This is a genomic window from Legionella jordanis, from assembly GCF_900637635.1.
GTDB classification, from domain to species: domain Bacteria; phylum Pseudomonadota; class Gammaproteobacteria; order Legionellales; family Legionellaceae; genus Tatlockia; species Tatlockia jordanis.
The window spans coordinates 1635146-1654210 of the sequence record NZ_LR134383.1 but is presented as its reverse complement, the minus strand read 5'-3'; the positions used below and the strand labels follow the sequence as shown (position 1 = coordinate 1654210).

Genomic DNA, 19065 nt, shown 5'->3' with positions numbered 1-19065 from the left:
ATTTGATTAAATAAATGCAATCCTGGCGTGTAACTTGTCTCGTAGAGGTATATAATCCGCGGCAGTTTTTTTTCATGCCTAAATGAGGTGAATGAATGTCTTATAAATTTGAAGAAGGTAAAGATTTAATTATCGATGCTGTGGTAGACCGGGTGAAACAAAAAATGGAAGGCGAGCAAGCCTTATTTTGCGCGGAATTTGTGCGTCAATTTTATGGGACAGTAGCACTTGAAGATTTACGGGATTGGGATATAGAGGATTTGTACGGAGCGGCGGTAAATTTTTGGTCATTAATTCAGAAACGTGCACCTGAAGAAACAAAAATCCGCATTTATAATCCAGATTTTGAGCGGCATGGCTGGCAAACTACACATACTGTAGTTGAAATCATCACTGAGGATATGCCGTTTCTAGTTGATTCTTTGCGCATGGTAATTAATCGACTGGGTTTAATCTCCCATTTAATCATGCATATGGGTGGTTTACGTCTGCAAAGAAATAAACAGAATGAAGTAATTGGGGTTTTACCTCGCAAAACTGAAGAAGACAGTGATGTTGACGGTGTGTCAACAGAAGCAGCTATTTTTATCGAAATTGATAGGCAAACTGACGCTTCTGTTTTGGAAGATTTACATAGTAATTTTGAAAGAGTATTGGAAGACAATCGGGTTGTGGTTAAAGATTGGCCAGCAATGCGTCAGAAGGTTCGGGAAGCCATTGGCGAGTTGGACGAGGTATCCTCTATACTTGATCCTAATGAAGCCAGTGAAACAAAAGCCTTTCTACATTGGATAGAAGATCATCATTTTACCTTCTTAGGCATTCGTGATTACGAATTAGTCGAAAAGGGACAAGAAACCATTCTGCAACCTCTTCCTGAAACTGGCTTAGGTGTTCTTCGGCAAAGTATGAGTAAATCAAGTGCCCGAAGCATCTCAGCGATGACTCCAGAGGCAAGGGAGCTGACTTTATCCACACGCATTTTGGTGATGTCTAAAACCAATACCGAAGCCACAGTGCATCGTCGGGCCTATACCGATTACATAGGTATTAAGCGGTTTAACGAAAAAGGCCAAGTCATTGGTGAGCGCCGGATTATCGGTTTGTATACATCTGCAGCCTATAACACCAATCCAAAGCATATTCCATTTTTGCGTCATAAAGTGGCTTTGATTATGAAAAATTCAAGGCTAAATCCCCATGGACATGCTGGAAAAGTACTGCTCAATATTCTTGAAACTCTTCCCCGCGATGATTTGATCCAGGGCTCTGAAGATGAGCTTTTAGAAATTGCTATGGGCATTTATTACATGCAAGAGCGCCGCCGCATCCGCATGTTTGCTCGTACCGATGTCTACCGTCGCTTTGTTTCATGCCTCGTTTATGTGCCGAAAGAGCGTTTTAACACAGAATTACGAGAAGCCATGCAGAAAATTCTGGAAGAAAGTTTCAATTCTCATGAAATTACTTTCTCTACGTGGTTCTCTGAGTCGGTACTCGCTCGTATTCATTTTATAATTCGCACTAACCCTCAGGATACTACTCACTGGGATTTCAAAGAAATCGAACAAAGATTAATAGAAGTGGGCCGCACCTGGACGGATGATTTGCAACATTTCCTCTTTGAAACATTTGGCGAGGAACATGCAAATAGGCTTTATGCCCGTTATAAAACTGCTTTCCCAGTTGCTTATACATCAAACTTTACGCCAAGAACCGCTGTTTATGACATTAAGCACATTGAAACACTGTCTGCCGATAATCCTTTAGTCATGAATTTTTACAAACTCATGGATGAAAAGCAGGAGTATTTTCGGCTTAAGATTTATCAGCATGAGCATACTATTCCGCTGTCGGATGTGCTGCCTATTGTTGAACGGCTGGGCATGAGAGCAATTAGCGAAAGACCTTATCCTTTGAAATTCGAAGATGGTCGGGAAACCTGGATTAATGACTTTGCTCTTCAATATACTCGGGGTAATCATTTTGAAATTGATGAGATTAAGGATTTATTTCAAAATGCATTGGCCAATGTTTGGTTTGGCAATGCCGAAAACGATGGTTTTAACCAATTGGTTCTGGCAGCCAAACTGGATTCAAGAGAAGTAGCAATACTGCGGACCTACGCCAAATATTTTAAACAAATTGGTTTTACTTTCAGCCAGGAGTATATTGAATCTGCTTTATGTAACAATGCTCATATTGCCAAAAAGCTGGTCCAACTATTCAATACTCGGTTCAATCCATCGATGCAGGGCAGCCGTGAAGAAGCCTGGGAAACCATTCATCAAGAAATTTTATCTGCTTTGGACGAGGTTAGTAACCTTGATGAAGACAAAATCATCAGGCAATACGTTCAAGTAATTCGTTCTACACTGCGCACCAACTATTATCAAACAGACATTAAAGGCAATCATAAAAATTATATCTCGATTAAATTAAACAGCCGAGATATACCCGGCGTGCCGAAACCTTATCCCATGTTTGAAATTTTTGTTTACTCTCCAAGATTTGAAGGGGTTCATTTACGGGGAGGTCGTGTGGCGCGTGGAGGGTTGCGCTGGTCTGATCGAAGAGAAGATTTTCGCACGGAAATCTTAGGGTTAATGAAAGCTCAACAGGTTAAGAATGCCGTAATTGTACCCAGCGGGGCTAAAGGCGGTTTTGTACCAAAACAACTGCCTGTGAATGGAACTCGTGAGGAAATTTTGGCTGAAGGGGTGCGATGCTATCAATCCTTCATACGCGGCTTACTGGACATTACTGATAATTACAAGCAAGGTTTGGTTATAAAGCCCTTAAATGTAGTTTCTTATGATGAAGACGATCCTTACTTGGTCGTTGCGGCTGATAAAGGAACTGCAACCTTTTCTGATATTGCCAATGAAATTTCATTTGAATATGGCTTTTGGCTTGGCGATGCATTTGCTTCTGGCGGCTCTGTAGGCTATGACCATAAAAAAATGGGAATCACCGCGCGAGGAGCTTGGGAATCCGTTAAACGCCATTTTTATGAAATGGGACGTGATATTCAAAATCATGATTTCACAGTTGTTGGAATTGGGGATATGGCAGGAGACGTATTTGGCAACGGTATGTTGCTCTCACGACATATTAAATTGCTGGGGGCATTTAACCACATGCATATTTTTGTCGATCCGAATCCTGATCCCGAAACCAGTTTTCTCGAAAGGGAGCGTTTATTCAATCTTCCGCGCTCAACTTGGGCCGATTACGATAAAAAATTAATTTCCAAAGGTGGCGGCGTGTTTAATCGTTCTGCCAAATCCATTGCCGTGACCAAGGAAATGAAGGAAGCATTCAACATTAAACAAGCTACTGTTGAACCTAATGAATTAATTCGCATCCTTCTTCGCGCTAAAGTTGACTTGCTTTGGAGCGCCGGTATTGGAACTTTCGTTAAGGCTCAAACTGAGAGCCACATTGATGTAGGTGACCGTACCAATGATGCCATTCGAATAAATGGTAAACAGCTTCGCTGTAAAGTAGTAGGCGAGGGTGGAAATTTAGGTTTAACCCAGTTAGGTCGTGTTGAATATGCGCTGAATGGCGGGCGCATCTATACAGATTTTATTGATAACTCAGCAGGGGTAAACTGTTCGGACAAAGAAGTTAACATCAAGATTCTTCTTAATAATATTGTGGCATCCGGAGATCTTACGGAAAAGCAGCGAAATGAATTATTAAGTGAGATGACCCAGGAGGTTGCGGCTCTAGTCCTCAAAGACAATTTTGCCCAACCGAGAGCCATAAGCCTTGCGGCCTCTCAGGCTGCGGGCTCGGTTGAACTTCATAGTCGCTATATTCATGATTTGGAGCGAAGCGGCAAGTTGGATAGAGAGCTTGAATATTTACCCAATGAAAAAGCGTTGATGGAACGCAAATTAATGGGTAAAGGGCTAACCAATCCGGGTATTGCCTCCCTGCTATGCTATTCAAAAACCATCCTGAAGGAACAAATTCTTGCTTCTAATGTGCCGGAGGATTCTTTCCTTAAAGACATTTTAATTAGTAGCTTTCCAAAACCACTGCAAGAGCGCTTTAGTAAGCAAATGCAGGATCACCCCTTGAAGCGTGAAATCATTGCTACCCGTTTAAGTAACTTAATTGTGAATGAAATGGGATTTACTTTTGTCTACCGTCTTCAAGATGAAACGGGAGCTCCCGTATCTGCAATAGTTCGTGCTTACATGATTGCCCGCAGCATTATGGATCTTGAAAAAGTTTGCTGTGAAATTGCTGAGCTTGGGAATTTAATTACTGCCGAGACACAAAATGGCTTCATGATGCTGTACGTGCGTTTGTTAAGGCGCGTTACTCGTTGGTTCTTGCGTAGCCAGCGTATGCGGCTTAATATCAGCAAAGCCGTAAAATATTATGGTCCCGGAGTTAAGGCATTTAAGAAGGCTTTGCCAGAGGTATTATCAGAAGGATACCGTGCCCAATATGATAGGCACCATCAATACTATCTCGAGCTTGGGATTCCAGCGGATTTGGCTCATGAATTAACCATAACCCGCGCGTTATTCTCGGCCTTGGATGTCATTGAAGTAAGCCATCAAACAGGTATTGATGTCCCGACGGTCGCAGAAGTTTACTTTGGCATTGGGGAGTTCCTGGACTTGGCCTGGATTCGCCAGCAAGTCATTTCTCATCCAACGGAAAGTCATTGGGAAGCATTGTCGCGAGAAGCTTTGCGGGATGATTTGGATTGGCAACAAAGACAGCTGACAGCAGGAATCATTAATCTTTCCGAGAAAAAGAAAGATTTCATGAAATCTTTTGCTGCGTGGTCAGAAAGTCATTTAAGTCTTATTGAACGATGGCGAAATGTATTGGCCGATCTTCGCTCCAGTGGAACGCTTACCTATACCATGTTCTTTGTGGCTATACGTGAACTGCTGGATTTAACACAAACTACTCAGCAGATGGCGTCTAAAGAACTCGCCTAGCTACTTTTAGAGCATGCAGATTGGATGGATTTCAGTTTGCATGCTTTTATAAATCAATCCACTTATTTGGCAGCCAAGTTTCATCTTAGGCATTGGCTAATGTCTTGCATCCAATCTAAGTTACTGGATATAGTAATCATTTTTTATGATGGATGTTTTCAATGCAAAGACTTCGGCCAATTAAAGAATATTCTGCAGGTTTTAAATTTGTTCACTGGTTTATTGCAGTTCTTGTGCTACTTATGTTGTCGCTCTCATTCTTCCTGGATGGACTGCCGAAGGAATCCGAAAGAACAGGCTTTATGATTCACAAGTCGATAGGCCTTACCATTCTTTTTGTCATGCTTATTCGTTTAGTGTGGGTAATGTATACAGGTCGCGTTCCTTTACCAGTAAACGTTCCCAGATGGGAGCGTTTTTTATCCCGCCTTGTGCAATCGTTTCTTTACCTTTTTTTAATTTTAATGCCTTTAAGCGGCTGGATCATGTCGGTTGCTGCCAATAGACCGCCCTCATTCTTTACATTAGCCACATTGTCTTTGCCGGGGATCCCTCTCAGTAAACCTTTAGCGGGATTTATGGCTGAGGTGCACGAAACGATTGCATGGATACTAATCGGATTGGTTATTTTGCACGTTGCTGGAGCTTTAAAGCACCATTTTATTGACAAAGATGATGTACTTCGACGAATGCTTCGTCGATAAATTTAAGTACTAATATTCTGGCTGAGCTTAGTCCTATGCAGCTCAGCAGAAATGAATCTTAGGTAAGCGGATTTAAATGAATTATTGCAGGTTCATGCTCTATTTTTGCTTCACTGGGAGCATCAAGCAGCATGCTTGCAGCGATAAGGAAAGTACGATCGGGACCTGGACTGCAATCAATCAATTCTCCAATTTCAGTGGTTCCTGAAGCATCAAATAGGCGTTGTCCTGATTGAAGGGGAATGTGTTCTTCTGAGACGTTAAAGAGGCGTAAGCCATGTTTTAATTTAGCCCGGTAATGTGTGCGGGCGATTATTTCTTGCCCTTTGTAGCAGCCTTTATCAAAGTTTAGATGGCCCGATAAATGTAGATCGAGGCGATGCGGTAGAAATAACCCTCTGCTTTCTGGATAAATTTCAACTTGGCCCTGGCGAAGATTTAGATAGTGCCAGCTTAAAGACCCTCTTGGATGAGGTTTACTGGTTAGTGACTCAATAAAAGGAATTCGTTTTTCTTTCTTAATGAGCAAAATACATAGGGGAAAATTGAGTGCATAAATGCAGAAATCATCCGTTTGTACACAATGATGACTGCCATCTAGTTCGTGGAGGTCAAGCCCCGCAAAGGCATGGCGATCATTGATGCACAATCCATAGACCTCATAAGAATGGGCTTCTTCAACTTTGACTCGGGATAACATCGCTGTTTTGGACATGGAATTCTTTGTATCACCCAGCAAGTCCTTCGGCAGAATCAATTGCATGCCTTGCCAATCAACCACATCCATTAACGCAAGAATTCTGCCCTTTAAATTGCAAAGTGCACCTTGGCGCATCTCGTTCGCAGAAACTTGCCTGATGTCACAACTGAGTTGCCCTTGTAAAAACTCACGAGCGCGCTCACCTTCTATGGACAGTCCGCCTAAATAGGACAAATCAAACAAATAATTTTGTGTATCATCAAATATGAGTTCCTGTTCCAGAGCTAAACTCAGTGTATATGGCCTGTTGTTTATTAAAAATTCAGGTTGCATTTTCATTTCTGCTAATTGCGGTTATCGTGAAGTTTAGTGTACCATCATGCCGTTTGACAATCGGTATAATAGAATGCTTGATCCAAGTAAAAAAGCCAGGCTAAGATGGCGCTGCCGACGTGGCATGCTTGAGCTTGATTTAATTTTAATCCGCTTCGCTGATAACCATCTGGAGCAATTAAACGAGTCCCAGCTTCACTCCTTTGAAACTCTGCTAGACTGCATTGATCCTGATTTGTATAGCTGGCTAATGGGCTATGAGAAACCATCTGACAAGGAACTGGTCGATATTGTTGAATTCATTAAATTGCAAACTCAAACTCGATAAATCATTTATTTTTTTACGCCTTGTGCTGTTGGTTTATGGAGTGGCGTTCTTCATAGTATTTAATACGAATTGGTTTGTCGGCTTTAAATGCTCAATCTTCCTTCTTCTGGCTTTGAGTTTGTTAAGAATCATTCTGCAACCTATTCCTTATCCAAACTACCAGTTACTGTTTTACGATCAAAAAAAATGGTGGGTGCAGAATAATAAAGGGCAGATAAATGATTTCGAAGAACTGAGAGTTCTAATGACTACTGGATTATTCCATGTGATAAGTTTAACTAAGCCTAAGCATACAACACGATTCATTATTTTTTCAGATCAAATTTCTCCCGATATGTACAGACTTTTGAGAATACAAGAAAAATTTTTAGGAAATTGACAGCAATGGTTGCTAAGCGCAAAAATTAACCAGCCATACTCTTTATGGAAGTGGATTTATATTTCATTGAAGCCTGGATAAAAAAGCTGTGTTAGAATTCCGACATTCTGGCCAGATAAATCTGAATAGCTATGCTTGAAAGTGATCGTTTGATAAGCGCCCATTCTCCTGTCTCTGAAGAAGCTTTAGATCGAGCTATTCGACCCTTGTCCTTTGATGAATACATAGGTCAGGAAGCGATTTGCTCTCAAATGCGCATTTTTATTGATGCCGCTAAAAATCGCCAGGATGCACTTGATCACGTCTTGATTTTTGGTCCTCCTGGTCTGGGTAAAACAACCCTGGCCAATATCATTGCGCATGAGATGGGAGTGAATTTGAGGCAAACATCAGGACCTGTCCTTGAACGGGCAGGGGATATTGCTGCGATTTTGACCAATCTTCAGGAAAACGATGTCCTATTCATTGATGAAATACACCGGCTAAGCCCTGTCATTGAAGAGATTTTATATCCTGCCATGGAGGATTATAAATTAGACATTATGATTGGAGAAGGACCCTCGGCTCGTTCCATAAAGCTTGAGTTACCAGCATTTACCTTAGTCGGAGCAACCACTCGCGCAGGACTTTTAACATCCCCTTTAAGAGATCGCTTTGGCATTGTCCAGCGCTTGGAATTTTACTCCGTAGATGCCCTGTGCCAAATTGTGACACGCTCAGCGCGGTTGCTGGGAGTTAAAACCGAAGAGGCTGGTGCTCGTGAAATTGCAATGCGCTCCCGTGGCACTCCAAGAATTGCCAATCGATTGCTACGACGTGTGCGCGATTATGCTGAGGTGAAAGGGAAAGGCATTATTACTTTGGATATAGCAAAACATGCTTTAGAGATGCTCAATGTGGATCAACATGGATTCGATACGCTTGATCGCAAACTCATTCTCACCGTCATTGAACGTTTTGCCGGGGGGCCTGTAGGCATTGATAGCATTGCAGCAGCCATTGGGGAAGAGAAGGGGACGATTGAGGATGTGCTTGAGCCTTATTTAATCCAACAGGGTTTTTTAATGCGCACTCCGCGAGGTCGCATGGCATCTCAGTTAGCCTATCAACATTTCGGCATAGCTATGGTTGAGCACAATTAGTATGTTTTCCCTAGATGAATTTGATGAGATTCAAATAAGAGTTTACTCAGAAGATACGGATCTGATGGGAATTGTTTATCACGCAAACTATCTCAAATATTTTGATAGGGCAAGAACTGAAATGATACGCAAGTCTGGCTTGTCTTTAACCATGCTTGCGCAGTATGATTGCCACTTTGTAATTACTGAGGCAAAACTGCATTATCTAGCTCCAGCATTTTTAGACGATTGGCTAACGGTTTCATCAAAAATAGAAAGTAAAACATCCTGCAGTTTGAATTTCGAACAAAATATTTCCAATCAGGATGGCAAATTACTTTGTAGAGGATTTATAACCCTGGTTTGTGTAAATGCGAACAAAAAACCTAAAAGGATCCCAGAGAATTTATTTTCAAAGCAGACTTGAATTTTGAAGAAAACCCTTAACATAGCCAGTGAAATGAGAGAGATGTAATTTTCGCTTTGCAGTCAAACAGCCTGATGTAAGGATATTAACCATAAGTAACTTATAGTGCACAAAGTATAAGTTAAATTTAGACATTTAAGTGTAAGTGGAGGAAAAAGTGGGTAGCCATGCCAGTGTATTGGGTTATTTTTTACAAGCCGGTCTTGTTGTAAAAAGCGTTATGATGATATTGCTCACGGCATCTATTGTTTCATGGACACTGATCTTACAAAGAGCTTGGTATTTTAAGCAAAAAAAAGAAGAGTGTGATGGTTTCACCCGCCGCTTCTGGGCGAGCAGTGATTTGAGCAAGCTGTATGCAGACATTGATAGCAATGTGGACAGTCGACAAGGTCTTGCTGCAATTTTTCATGCCGGTTTCAAAGAATTCATCCGCTCACGAAAGCTGGGTGCGGTTCTCATTGAACCTATTCAAAGAGCGATGCAGATCAAGCATGCGAAAGAGGCGAGCCAATTGCAGCAACACCTGCCTTTTTTTGCATCAGTAGGTTCGATTGCTCCATATGTGGGTCTTTTTGGTACAGTTTGGGGAATCATGACTTCATTCCAAGCTTTAGGTAATGCCCAGCAAGCTACCATTGCTATGGTAGCTCCAGGAATATCTGAAGCCTTAGTGGCTACGGCATTAGGTCTTTTCACGGCAATTCCTGCCGTAATTGCCTTTAACCGCTATTCAACTCGGGCGAGCGACTTGTTGGATCGCTACGATTTATTTCAGGAAGAACTGGTGTCTCTTATTGAACAACAAACGGCTACCACAGTTAGAGGGTAACTATGTTAAAAAAGAAAAAATCAGCTTCTAACCCCATCGCAGAAATCAATGTGGTTCCTTACATTGATGTAATGCTGGTGCTATTGGTTATTTTTATGATCACTGCCCCTATGTTAACTCAAGGGGTTACTGTCGATTTACCTAAAGCAGCCAGTCAAAATTTAAAACCTTCAGACAGGGAGCCCATTATAGTTTCAGTGACTCAACAGGGCGATTACTTTCTGAACATCAGTTCGACGCCTGAAACTCCAATGGAGTCAAAGGCATTAATGGTTAGAGTCGCAGCAGAACTAGAACTTGCTCGCCAAAACAATCAAGCCATTAATGTGTTGGTTAAGGGAGATCAGGGTGTACCCTATGGTAAAGTTGTGGGAGCGATGAGTTTGCTGAAGCAAGCCGGAGCTGAACAGGTGGGGTTATTAACGGACTCTTCTGAAGCAGGAGAGGAGAACCGCGGATGATAAGGGAGCAGAGTTATCGCAAGGCATTTTATATTGCATTGGGTTTGCATCTCTTCTTGGCATTAGTCCTTCTGCTTGATCCCAGCATGCAACAGTCAGCTTCATCGGCTAAAACTGAGATAAAACAGGATCTACCAGTAGTTACTTCCGCTGAGCCGCCCAAAGAAATTGTTAAAGCGGTTAGCCTTGATAACCAGGAAGTGATGAAAACGGTCAACCAGTTAAAACAAGAGCAGGCGAATAAGCTTAAGGCGGAACAAGCCAGACAACAAGCACTGGTTAAACAGGCAGAGGCAGCAAGGCAAGCGCGTCTGCAAGAGCAACAACGTTTGGCCAAACTTAAAGAGGAGGCTGAAAGTATTGCCATAGCCCGCAAAAAACAAGTTGAGGAAGAACAACGCAAACTAAAAGAACTGGCTTTAAAAAAAGAACTGGAGGCCAAACGCTTGCAAGATTTAAAGGCCAAACAGGAAGAGTTAAAGAAAAAACAGGAAGAAGAAGCAGCCAAGCTTGAGCAGTTAAAGAAGAAGCAATTGGAAGAAAAGTTGAAAGCTGATCATGAGAAGCTTGAGAAAGAGAAAGCAAACTTAGTGCAGGCTAGAAAGGAAAAGGAAGAAAAAGAAAAAGCGGAACGGGAAAAAGCTGAGAAAGAAAAGGCAGCGGAAATGGCTCGTGCAGAAAAAGCGAAAGCCGAATTGGCTGAAAAAAGACGACAAGCAGCGGCTCAACAAGCTGCAGAGCAAGCCAGAAATGCACAAATTGCCAGTGAAGTTGATAAGTATAAAAGCATGATTGTTAATGCAATTAGCCGTCAGTGGATACTACCTGATAACGTCAGCAACGGCTTGTCGAGCCAATTCAGAATTCGCTTGGCACCCGATGGCGCTGTGTTGGAAGTGACCTTAACCCGCAGCAGCGGAGATCCCGTTTTGGATCGTTCTGCACAAACTGCCATTTATAAGGCTTCGCCCCTTCCAGTCCCAAGTGATCCTGCGACTTTCGATATCTTTCGCGATATTAGTTTAACAGTGCGTCCTGAAAACGTTAGGGGGTAAATGTGTCAATTAAAAGTTTCATAACAGCACTTGTTTTGTTATTTTCATCCACCCTCTTTGCGGTGGACCTGGAGTTAACTCAAGGCATTAGCTCTGCCTTACCCATTGGTATTGATTCCTTTGGTGGGGACGAAACTGGACGGCAGATTTCGGCTGTAATTAATAATGATCTCAGTTTCTCAGGCCAATTTCGCATTATTGCACCACCGCAAAGCTTTAATGCCAATCCCTCAGTAGGTAGCTGGCGCCAGGCTGGAGCTGACAGCATTCTCTCCGGCAGTGTTCGACGAACCGGTTATAATCGTTATGAGGTTCATTACGAGCTATTGGATGCTGTTGCCCAAGGCAAAGTTTTGCTATCAAGAAGCTATCAAATTAGTGGCAACGAGCTTCGTCCTCTGGCCCACCACATCAGCGATGATGTTTATCAAAAGTTGACTGGCGAGCGAGGAGTTTTTTCGACTAAGATTGCTTATATTCTGGTTCAACGTCAAGGGGAACGTGCAAGGTACTTTTTGGAAGTGGCCGATGTTGATGGTTACAATCCCCAAAGTCTTTTAGTTTCTACCGAACCCATTATGTCTCCCTCATGGTCTCCTGATGGTCGGCAAATCGCCTATGTTTCTTTCGAGAAAAAGAAAGCTCAAATTTTCACCGTGGATGTAGCTACTGGTAGAAGGCGTCTGGTCACGGATTTTACAGGCATTAATGGAGCGCCAGATTGGTCAACGGATGGCAGAAGTTTGGCTGTGGTGCTCTCAAAAGGTGGCTCCCCCAAAATTTATACGGTTGATTTGAGCAATGGCAGCATGAAACAACTGACTTTTGGTGATGCAATTGACACCGAGCCCAGTTTTTCTCCCGATGGCCGTTCCATGTTATTCACCTCAGGCCGGGGTGGTTCCCCACAGGTTTACCGGCTTTCATTAGCCGATGGCAGCATCAGCCGTTTAACTTATGAGGGAAATTACAATGCCAAGGCTTCCTATACGCCTGACCAAAAGCACATTGTGATGCTGCACAGAGAAGACAAGAGCTTTAACATTGCCGTTCAGGATGAGGCGGGACATGTTTCACAACTAACATTTGCCCCTCTTGATGAGTCACCTTCTGTAGCCCCCAATGGTCGCTTAATTCTCTACGCAACTCGTGTGAATGATCAGGGGGTATTAGGCTTGGTTTCGATTGATGGTCGAGTAAAAATCCGCTTACCGGCTCGCCAAGGAGATGTTCAAGAACCTGCCTGGTCTCCCTATTTAGGATAAAAATCGATGAAATGGATTTTCAACTTTGTTTTAATTGCTTTCATGTTCATTAGCCCAAGCCCAAAGAGTTATTCTTGGAACTCTTTGGGACATCGCCTGGTCGGACAAATTGCCTATAATCATTTAACACCGCGTGCGAAAACAATCTATAAGAAATACAACCAAGCCTTAAATAAAGTCTATCGACCTCAAAATATGATTAATGCCGCAGCATGGCTCGATAGTTTACGTTACCGTAAGGATCTATGGTTGCAATCCAAACATTATATAGATATCCCTTTTTCCCGAGATGGTACGGAATTGATTCTACCGGAGGATATCAATGCGGTTTCTGCTATCGAAGATGCAAGTCATTTTCTGCAAAAAAAATATGGGAACAATTTTGATAAGGGATTTTCATTAAGGATTTTACTGCACGTAGTGGGTGATATTCATCAGCCATTGCATGCGGCAAACCAGTTTAGTCATAATCATCCCAAAGGCGATCAGGGAGGAAATTTATTTCCCTTGGGAGACAATCCGGTAGGAGACAATTTACATTCTTATTGGGATCGGGGTGGCGGCTTATTAATTTATAATAACAAAGTAAAGGCATCAGAATTAAAGAGACAAGCGGATGCAATCGAAAGAAAATGGCCTTGTGACGTTCAGAATATGGTTGTTGACCCAAAAGCATGGGCTTTAGAGTCGCATCAATTGGCACTCATGAAGGTGTATACCATTTCTCCTGGGCAAAAACCCAGCACTAATTACCAAAAAAACGCTTCAAATTTAACTAAAAAGCAAATTGCATTAGCTGGATGTAGGTTAGCGGCTTTACTTAATCGATTGGTCTAATGGTTGTATTTACTCCCACTTAACAGTGTCTAACTCAAACGAACTTCAACAATTTATCAATGTTAATATTCAGTTAAGCTTAATAATGTAAAGTATGTCCATAATTTAGGCTTTGGAATTGGATAATTAAATGAAGCAAAAGTTTGAGTACACAACGTTTAATGAAAGTGGTTTGGGCAAGCTCCTTCCGCAAATAGAAGCTAAAGTGACTGAGTTGGCACAACGTGCAGGTGAAACTGTAAGGGTAAGCCCAAATCTTGAAAGTCTATATACTGAAAAGCAATTCCAAACCCTCTTAAGATTTATCCAAATGGCAAAAAGCATAGTACCCTCTTTCGATAAGGGTAATCAGCCCAATACTGCTGGTCTGGTTCTCAAATATGGAAGCATGATGTTAGAGGGGAAGAGATTGCTTGAGAATTTTGCTACCCCCCGCTTGGTAATCTATCATCATCTAAAGGAAAATCTAAAAAGTATTGCCAAGAAGGCCAGCCAGGACATTACCAACCCAGAAGTTTTTTCTGAGCGTCTCAAACAAATTTTAGCGGATGAAGTTTCTGCTGCTGTAAAAGACATTCCCTGTAATGATGTTGACAGTTATTCCACTGAAATTGAATGGATTTTTACAAAAGATTTTTCCTCCTTTTTTAAGCAAAATGGTAGTTTTAAATTAGAAGAATTTATCAATAAAGCGCAGGAGGATCTTTCAGAAAACTTTAAACGCGATTCTGAACTGTACGATTTGAATGTAACGCATCCTCTTACCTATGAGTTCATAGGATTTCTATTTAACTTGCTTGAAAATACCCCGGATCATTTAGATAGTCTTCTTTCTTTCCTCCACCCAAACGCAATCGCTTATGGCATTACCTATGTGGAAGATAAAGACAGTCGCTGGGTGTACACAATCGGAAAGTCAAACCATGATTTTAACCAAAATTTTCAAAGGCTAAAATCGAGTATTGCTCCCGAGTTGTTGTCCGACAAACTCGTTAGCTATTTTGAGGCCTATGGTCGATCAAACCATGTGCTGAGTGAGCGAGCAAAAATGTCACTCATCACAAGATTCCTCGACTGTGAAATACAATCTTACCAGGAAGAAATCATGGAAGTTACAGGGACTAGTCCGGATGTATCTGGAATGCCTGTAGATTTGTCCGCAATTGATCAAATTGAAGATTATGAACTTCAGTTGAAGAAGCAACTGGAACGAATTGATGCAAGATTGCAAAGCTATCAAAACCAAACAGTTGCACAACTATTCAATGCGCATCCAAAGCTGGCTGAGCAACTTGAAAGTGATAGGAGAAATTTTAACGTTGACTATTCCGGAAAAGTACTTCCTGAATCAATGTTAATGGAGGACGGCTATAAGTTTGTATGGTCTCCAATCCGCAATCGTCTTCAAACTGTATTGAATGAACAAAAAGCGGCACTTAAAGAAGAGCTTAAAAAAGCACAAGTTAAAAAGGAACAAGCTTTCCTACAATATCATACTTCAAGATTCGAAGACTTCTCAAAACAGCTGGCTGCCTTGGACCATGAATTTTCTGGATTGCTGCAAAGGGTAACTGAGTTGTCCGTGGTGGGTAATTTAAATGATCTGGAAAAAGCCCTGCAAACTCTTGAGGAAAATCGTCAATCATTTGAAGAGGCGCAGCAGGCACTAAGCTCCTTGAAGGATGAACTGTCCTCCATACAATATCCAAATGGTTCCTTGGCTCGATTGAGACCAAATATCGAAAATTTGCATAAACAAACTACAAAGCAGTATGAGACTGTCGAAAAAATTATGAAACAGGCGGCCCATGCCTTTAGAGAAAAAGGCACTGAGCTCAACTCACGCCTGCAGAAGGAACAAGCAGCAGCTGAAATGCAAAAATTGGTTTCCGGTTTAAATCTTGACCATATTGTTTCCGTACTTAAGGAGAAAGAGCATTTATTGAAGGAGCAACAAAATAAACTAAACAGTGCTGCCGAAGAATTGAGTCAAAAACAAAAAGAAGCGGTGCAGATTGATGACCAATATGGCATAAGCAATCCTCTGAGCTGGGATGATCCTACCCTAAAACTAAGACATAACAAGAATCTTTTAATTAAAGAAATTTCAAATGATTTGCAACATTTAAGAGGTCCTCTGCTTAGCTTAGAGGTTTCACCACAAACTATTAATTCCTTATATGACATTTCACTCGACTCATTTGAAGGTTTAAAACTGGCGTTTGATACCCTGTTGATTTTTAGTGGAGAGCAAGATGCAAAAGCCCATCAATTTAGCAATCAAGAAAATGAATTGTATGAGTTTTATCGAGGATGCCTTGAAGCGCAATGCGATGAATCCAAAATTAATCGGATAAAAGTGTCTCCTAAACTTAAGGAGGCCTTTGGGGTCACAGCAAACAGCAACAATGCCAAATTACTGTTGATATTATTAGGGTATGATGAGAAAACAAGCTTTAGTAAAAACAGGGAAGCGATTGTAAGGAAAACAACCGAACAATTTGATCTGGTATTGAAAGCAAAACTCTACATGGAAATGAAGGAGCAATTGACTAAATCAATAGCTAATTTGAGATCGCTCTTGACTCTCATTGTTGAAATCGATGATGCCCAGGTTAAACTCAGCTCTGAGTACAATTTAAAACGTGCCAATGCATTAGAAGCTATTAAAGAGCAAACCAGTGCTTTATCTCAACTTGAAAGCGGTGAGAAACTTTTACAGGAAGAAATTTTAATTCTGAAAACTATCCAGACCTTGCTTGAAGGGAACAATCAGGTTATAGAATTGTTTAATTCAGGGGACATTCAAAATGCCGAAGAGAATCTCGGCGAATTAAACCCAACGTTTAATGAGTTTAAGGTTTTAATTGAAAACCTAAGTCCAGGTTTAGAAGGCTACAAGGACAGCTATGAGGTTCTAGCAAAAATCCAAATGCAAACGGCTCATAGAATTGCTGAATTAAGAAAGGACGTAGTTACAAACAAACTTAATGCCATTCTGGATAAAGTGGGCGGAGAAATTTCTAATGGAGATTTGGGAGCCCAATTTGAAGAGTTTAATACCATTTGCTCCCAAATCGCTCCCTCTTTTGCAAAGATTGATGAATTGCGACGACAATTAACAACATCATATGGTTCTGTTGTTGATGTTGAAAGCGAAAGGAAAGATTTGTCAGACCTTCTTAAGGAAATAGAGGCGCAATTAATTAAAAAAGCCGATGCTGTACTTACTGCATGTGTTGAGGAACTAACACAGCAGAGCCAAAGATTACACATGGATTTCTCAGAGCAAGAAGTACATATTAAAGCTCATCAAGAAGCTGTGGAGACGGTTAAGGCATATCGAGCCAATAGTTCGGTAACCAGCATTACGGGTTTAATCGACACTCTTGAACGCTTACTACCTGATACAGCAGACTTTAGAACAAGAGTTTTGGATGTAAAATCAGCCATTTTGGATTTGGATTCCCAAATTATTAAAAATGAAAGCATCCTGTCTGGGCAGTTGCAACGTTTCCAGACAAGAGAACAAATTGTGCAAAAATACACTCAGGGATTTTCTCAGTATATTGAACATCGCAATGTTGCTTATCGCAGCAAGGACTTTTTTACTTCAAGCGATAAAATTGCAAGAGAACAGTTTGTAAACAGACTACTAGAATTGCTAGGAGACTATCGAGCATCTGGTGACAGTGAGAACCTGCTTGCGCACTTAGCCAGCAAAGTACAATTCCAGGGATTTAACTTACGTTCCCTCACTACAAGACTAATGATTGAAATCCAGGATTTGGATAAACAAACTCCAACAGATGCAAACAGTTACGTAAGCGCTGAAGCAAGTGCCTCTCCTAATCATGAGAGTGCAATGGAGGAGCTCCAAACATGGGCGGATCAAAATGCTTCGCTGCATCAAGCCGTGCTTTCTTTGACGAAGAAAATCACAGAGCTTGAGCAATATGGTGAAGAGATTAAAGATAATATTGCCATAACCCTCGCTGGTACTTTAAGGGAAAGATTGGATGCTTATATCCTTAAAGGAAGTCTGGAAGCCCAAGATTTCACCGTTTTCCAAAAGGATTTTATGGAGCATCTGCACAGCCAGGACGATCACATGTCTAAGCATCGTGCTTTCTGGAAACCCTTTGTATTCACCGTTTTGGCTGCTTTGGTTACTGCTGCCATTGCTTTGGGAATCAATAAAATTGCAACTGGCCACGCGTTATTCTTTGCTGAAACCAATCGATATAAGATGGTTAAAGACATGGAGAATACCCTTTCATCGGCTATAGCTGTGACTGCCTAAATGAAAAAGTCTTAAGCCTTCAGGGGCTTAAGACATTTATTCTGCTTTATTCTTTCAAAATCTTTATTTTATCCCAAGCTCCGCAGAGTAATATCCAAAATTAATTCGATGGATTTATGATTGCTCTTGGTATAGCCGTGACATTTTAATGATCAGCGAAGAAGATGCCATAAGGCAAGTAGGGAGTTAATGCAGCTCAATTAGCTTGAGGACTAATTGAACCGCAATTTTAATTAAGCCTTTTGCAGTGACTCAATGACGGCCCCGAGGAATCGAGTTGCCTCTCCACCTGTTACGGCGCGATGATCGAAACTTAATGACAAGGGTAGAATGCGGTGTTTTTCAATCTTATCGCCGTGCGCAACAACACCTTCATACAGCCGGCCAACGGCTATAATCGCTACCATGGGCGGCACAATAATGGGGCTTGCAAAACGACCTGCAAACTTCCCGAAATTTGATAGCGTAATGGTGGCGCCTTTTAAGTTTTCCGGGGCAACCGTGCGATTTTGCACTTCTTTTTTATAATCATTGATGATTTGACGCAGTTGGTTCCCATCGTATTTGGCTGCATCATGAATGACAGGAACGAATAATCCATCGCTGCTGTCCATAGCTAATCCTAAATGCACCTCGGAAAAACATTTTCGTGCGCTGTGGGCGCTGTTAAACCATGCATTCAGCGAGGGTTCCTTGCGGCTGGCATAGACAATGGCTTGAATGAGGCGAACAGTGATGTCGGTCTGGGCGCTCCAGGCATTAATATCGGCTTCATCAAAAATACTCACTGGGACAATTTCTTGATGGGATTGTACCATGCTGCTTAGCATGGCTCGCCGAACCCCTTTTAAAGGTTCATAGCCATCGGGTAATGCTTCCTTCTGATTGGCTGCCCGTTCAACGTCTTCACGGGTAACAAGCCCGTGTTCTCCACTTCCAGCGATTGATTTTAAATCCACCCCCAATTTTTTTGCCAGCAGTTTTACAGCGGGTGTCGCTTTTATGCGAGTGGAGGTTCCTGATTGAACCCCAATGCTGAAATTGTCTTCACTGCTATCAGCGCTTTCCTCTAAATGGCCAACAACCGTTCCTTTGTCTTCGCGTGCTGAAGCTGCAGCTTCAAAGCCCACCAAAGGTTGACCTGTTTTAATCACGTCCCCTGGTTTTCCGAACAATTTGATAATTGTTCCAGCCTGTGGGCAAGGGACGTCGACGACTGCCTTTGCAGTTTCCATGGAAACAAGCGGCTGGTCAGCTTCTACTGTATCGCCTTCTTTAACAAACCATTCATGTATTTCAGCATCAGGCAAGCCTTCGCCTAAATCGGGTAAATTGAATATATTCATG

General features: G+C 41.8%; 14 protein-coding genes. 12 read left to right on the top strand and 2 right to left on the bottom strand.

The window, feature by feature from the left end; all coding sequences use genetic code 11:
• Positions 1–95: 95 nt before the first annotated feature.
• Positions 96–4973, top strand: coding sequence for an NAD-glutamate dehydrogenase (locus EL203_RS07325; protein ID WP_058470938.1), 4878 nt, complete (start codon positions 96–98; stop codon positions 4971–4973).
• A 161-nt stretch (positions 4974–5134) separates the two neighbouring features.
• Positions 5135–5677: a cytochrome b gene (locus tag EL203_RS07320; RefSeq protein ID WP_058470939.1), complete on the top strand. Its 543-nt coding sequence runs from the start codon at positions 5135–5137 to the stop codon at positions 5675–5677.
• A gap of 58 nt (positions 5678–5735) precedes the next feature.
• Here the strand turns inward: EL203_RS07320 and ygfZ are convergent, their stop codons facing one another.
• On the bottom strand, positions 5736–6710 hold the full coding sequence (gene ygfZ, locus EL203_RS07315) for a CAF17-like 4Fe-4S cluster assembly/insertion protein YgfZ (protein ID WP_058470940.1): 975 nt from the start codon (positions 6708–6710) through the stop codon (positions 5736–5738).
• Positions 6711–6783: 73 nt separating this feature from the next.
• Here ygfZ and EL203_RS07310 point away from each other — a divergent pair, with 73 nt between their 5' ends.
• The 10 genes from EL203_RS07310 (at position 6784) to EL203_RS07270 (ending at position 17718) form a co-directional block, all read left to right on the top strand.
• Complete coding sequence (locus EL203_RS07310) at positions 6784–7038, top strand: FAD assembly factor SdhE (protein ID WP_064108394.1); 255 nt, start codon at positions 6784–6786, stop codon at positions 7036–7038.
• A complete protein-coding gene (locus EL203_RS14770; RefSeq protein WP_375232620.1) occupies positions 6968–7417 on the top strand; it encodes a protein YgfX in 450 nt (149 codons plus the stop codon). The genes EL203_RS07310 and EL203_RS14770 overlap by 71 nt, the downstream gene beginning before the upstream one ends.
• Before the next feature lie 131 nt (positions 7418–7548).
• Positions 7549–8559 carry a Holliday junction branch migration DNA helicase RuvB gene (ruvB, locus tag EL203_RS07305; protein ID WP_058470943.1) on the top strand — a complete coding sequence of 337 codons (1011 nt, stop codon included), beginning with the start codon at positions 7549–7551 and terminating at the stop codon, positions 8557–8559.
• 1 nt (position 8560) lies between these two features.
• Positions 8561–8965, top strand: coding sequence for a YbgC/FadM family acyl-CoA thioesterase (locus tag EL203_RS07300; RefSeq protein ID WP_058470944.1), 405 nt, complete (start codon positions 8561–8563; stop codon positions 8963–8965).
• Positions 8966–9122: 157 nt separating this feature from the next.
• Entirely contained in the window at positions 9123–9797 is a 675-nt protein-coding gene (gene tolQ, locus EL203_RS07295) for a protein TolQ (protein WP_058470945.1), read from the top strand.
• Between the two features lie 2 nt (positions 9798–9799).
• Positions 9800–10258, top strand: coding sequence for a protein TolR (gene tolR, locus EL203_RS07290; protein WP_058470946.1), 459 nt, complete (start codon positions 9800–9802; stop codon positions 10256–10258).
• The gene (gene tolA / locus EL203_RS07285) at positions 10255–11313 is read left to right on the top strand and encodes a cell envelope integrity protein TolA (RefSeq protein ID WP_058470947.1); all 1059 of its coding nucleotides are present in this window, start codon (positions 10255–10257) and stop codon (positions 11311–11313) included. The genes tolR and tolA overlap by 4 nt, the downstream gene beginning before the upstream one ends.
• An 8-nt stretch (positions 11314–11321) precedes the next feature.
• Positions 11322–12578, top strand: coding sequence for a Tol-Pal system beta propeller repeat protein TolB (tolB, locus tag EL203_RS07280; protein ID WP_058472199.1), 1257 nt, complete (start codon positions 11322–11324; stop codon positions 12576–12578).
• Positions 12579–12584: 6 nt separating this feature from the next.
• Positions 12585–13415 (top strand): S1/P1 nuclease, encoded by an 831-nt coding sequence (locus EL203_RS07275; RefSeq protein ID WP_058470948.1) that lies wholly within the window; start codon positions 12585–12587, stop codon positions 13413–13415.
• 130 nt (positions 13416–13545) lie between these two features.
• Positions 13546–17718, top strand: coding sequence for a coiled-coil domain-containing protein (locus EL203_RS07270; protein ID WP_058470949.1), 4173 nt, complete (start codon positions 13546–13548; stop codon positions 17716–17718).
• Between the two features lie 233 nt (positions 17719–17951).
• On the opposite strand, the gene EL203_RS07265 is transcribed toward EL203_RS07270, so the two are convergent.
• A complete protein-coding gene (locus EL203_RS07265) occupies positions 17952–19064 on the bottom strand; it encodes a dihydrolipoamide acetyltransferase family protein (RefSeq protein WP_058470950.1) in 1113 nt (370 codons plus the stop codon).
• Between the last annotated feature and the right edge of the window lies 1 nt (position 19065).

Excerpts from the sequence above, each read along its gene's own strand:
- tolA (WP_058470947.1), top strand. The coding sequence starts at position 10,255 with ATGATAAGGGAGCAGAGTTATCGCAAGGCATTTTATATTGCATTGGGT.
- EL203_RS07270 (WP_058470949.1), top strand. The coding sequence starts at position 13,546 with ATGAAGCAAAAGTTTGAGTACACAACGTTTAATGAAAGTGGTTTGGGC.
- ruvB (WP_058470943.1), top strand. The coding sequence starts at position 7,549 with ATGCTTGAAAGTGATCGTTTGATAAGCGCCCATTCTCCTGTCTCTGAA.
- EL203_RS07325 (WP_058470938.1), top strand. The coding sequence starts at position 96 with ATGTCTTATAAATTTGAAGAAGGTAAAGATTTAATTATCGATGCTGTG.
- EL203_RS07320 (WP_058470939.1), top strand. The coding sequence starts at position 5,135 with ATGCAAAGACTTCGGCCAATTAAAGAATATTCTGCAGGTTTTAAATTT.
- EL203_RS07310 (WP_064108394.1), top strand. The coding sequence starts at position 6,784 with ATGCTTGATCCAAGTAAAAAAGCCAGGCTAAGATGGCGCTGCCGACGT.
- EL203_RS07300 (WP_058470944.1), top strand. The coding sequence starts at position 8,561 with ATGTTTTCCCTAGATGAATTTGATGAGATTCAAATAAGAGTTTACTCA.
- ygfZ (WP_058470940.1), bottom strand. The coding sequence starts at position 6,710 with ATGCAACCTGAATTTTTAATAAACAACAGGCCATATACACTGAGTTTA.
- EL203_RS07265 (WP_058470950.1), bottom strand. The coding sequence starts at position 19,064 with ATGAATATATTCAATTTACCCGATTTAGGCGAAGGCTTGCCTGATGCT.
- tolR (WP_058470946.1), top strand. The coding sequence starts at position 9,800 with ATGTTAAAAAAGAAAAAATCAGCTTCTAACCCCATCGCAGAAATCAAT.
- EL203_RS07275 (WP_058470948.1), top strand. The coding sequence starts at position 12,585 with ATGAAATGGATTTTCAACTTTGTTTTAATTGCTTTCATGTTCATTAGC.
- EL203_RS14770 (WP_375232620.1), top strand. The coding sequence starts at position 6,968 with ATGAGAAACCATCTGACAAGGAACTGGTCGATATTGTTGAATTCATTA.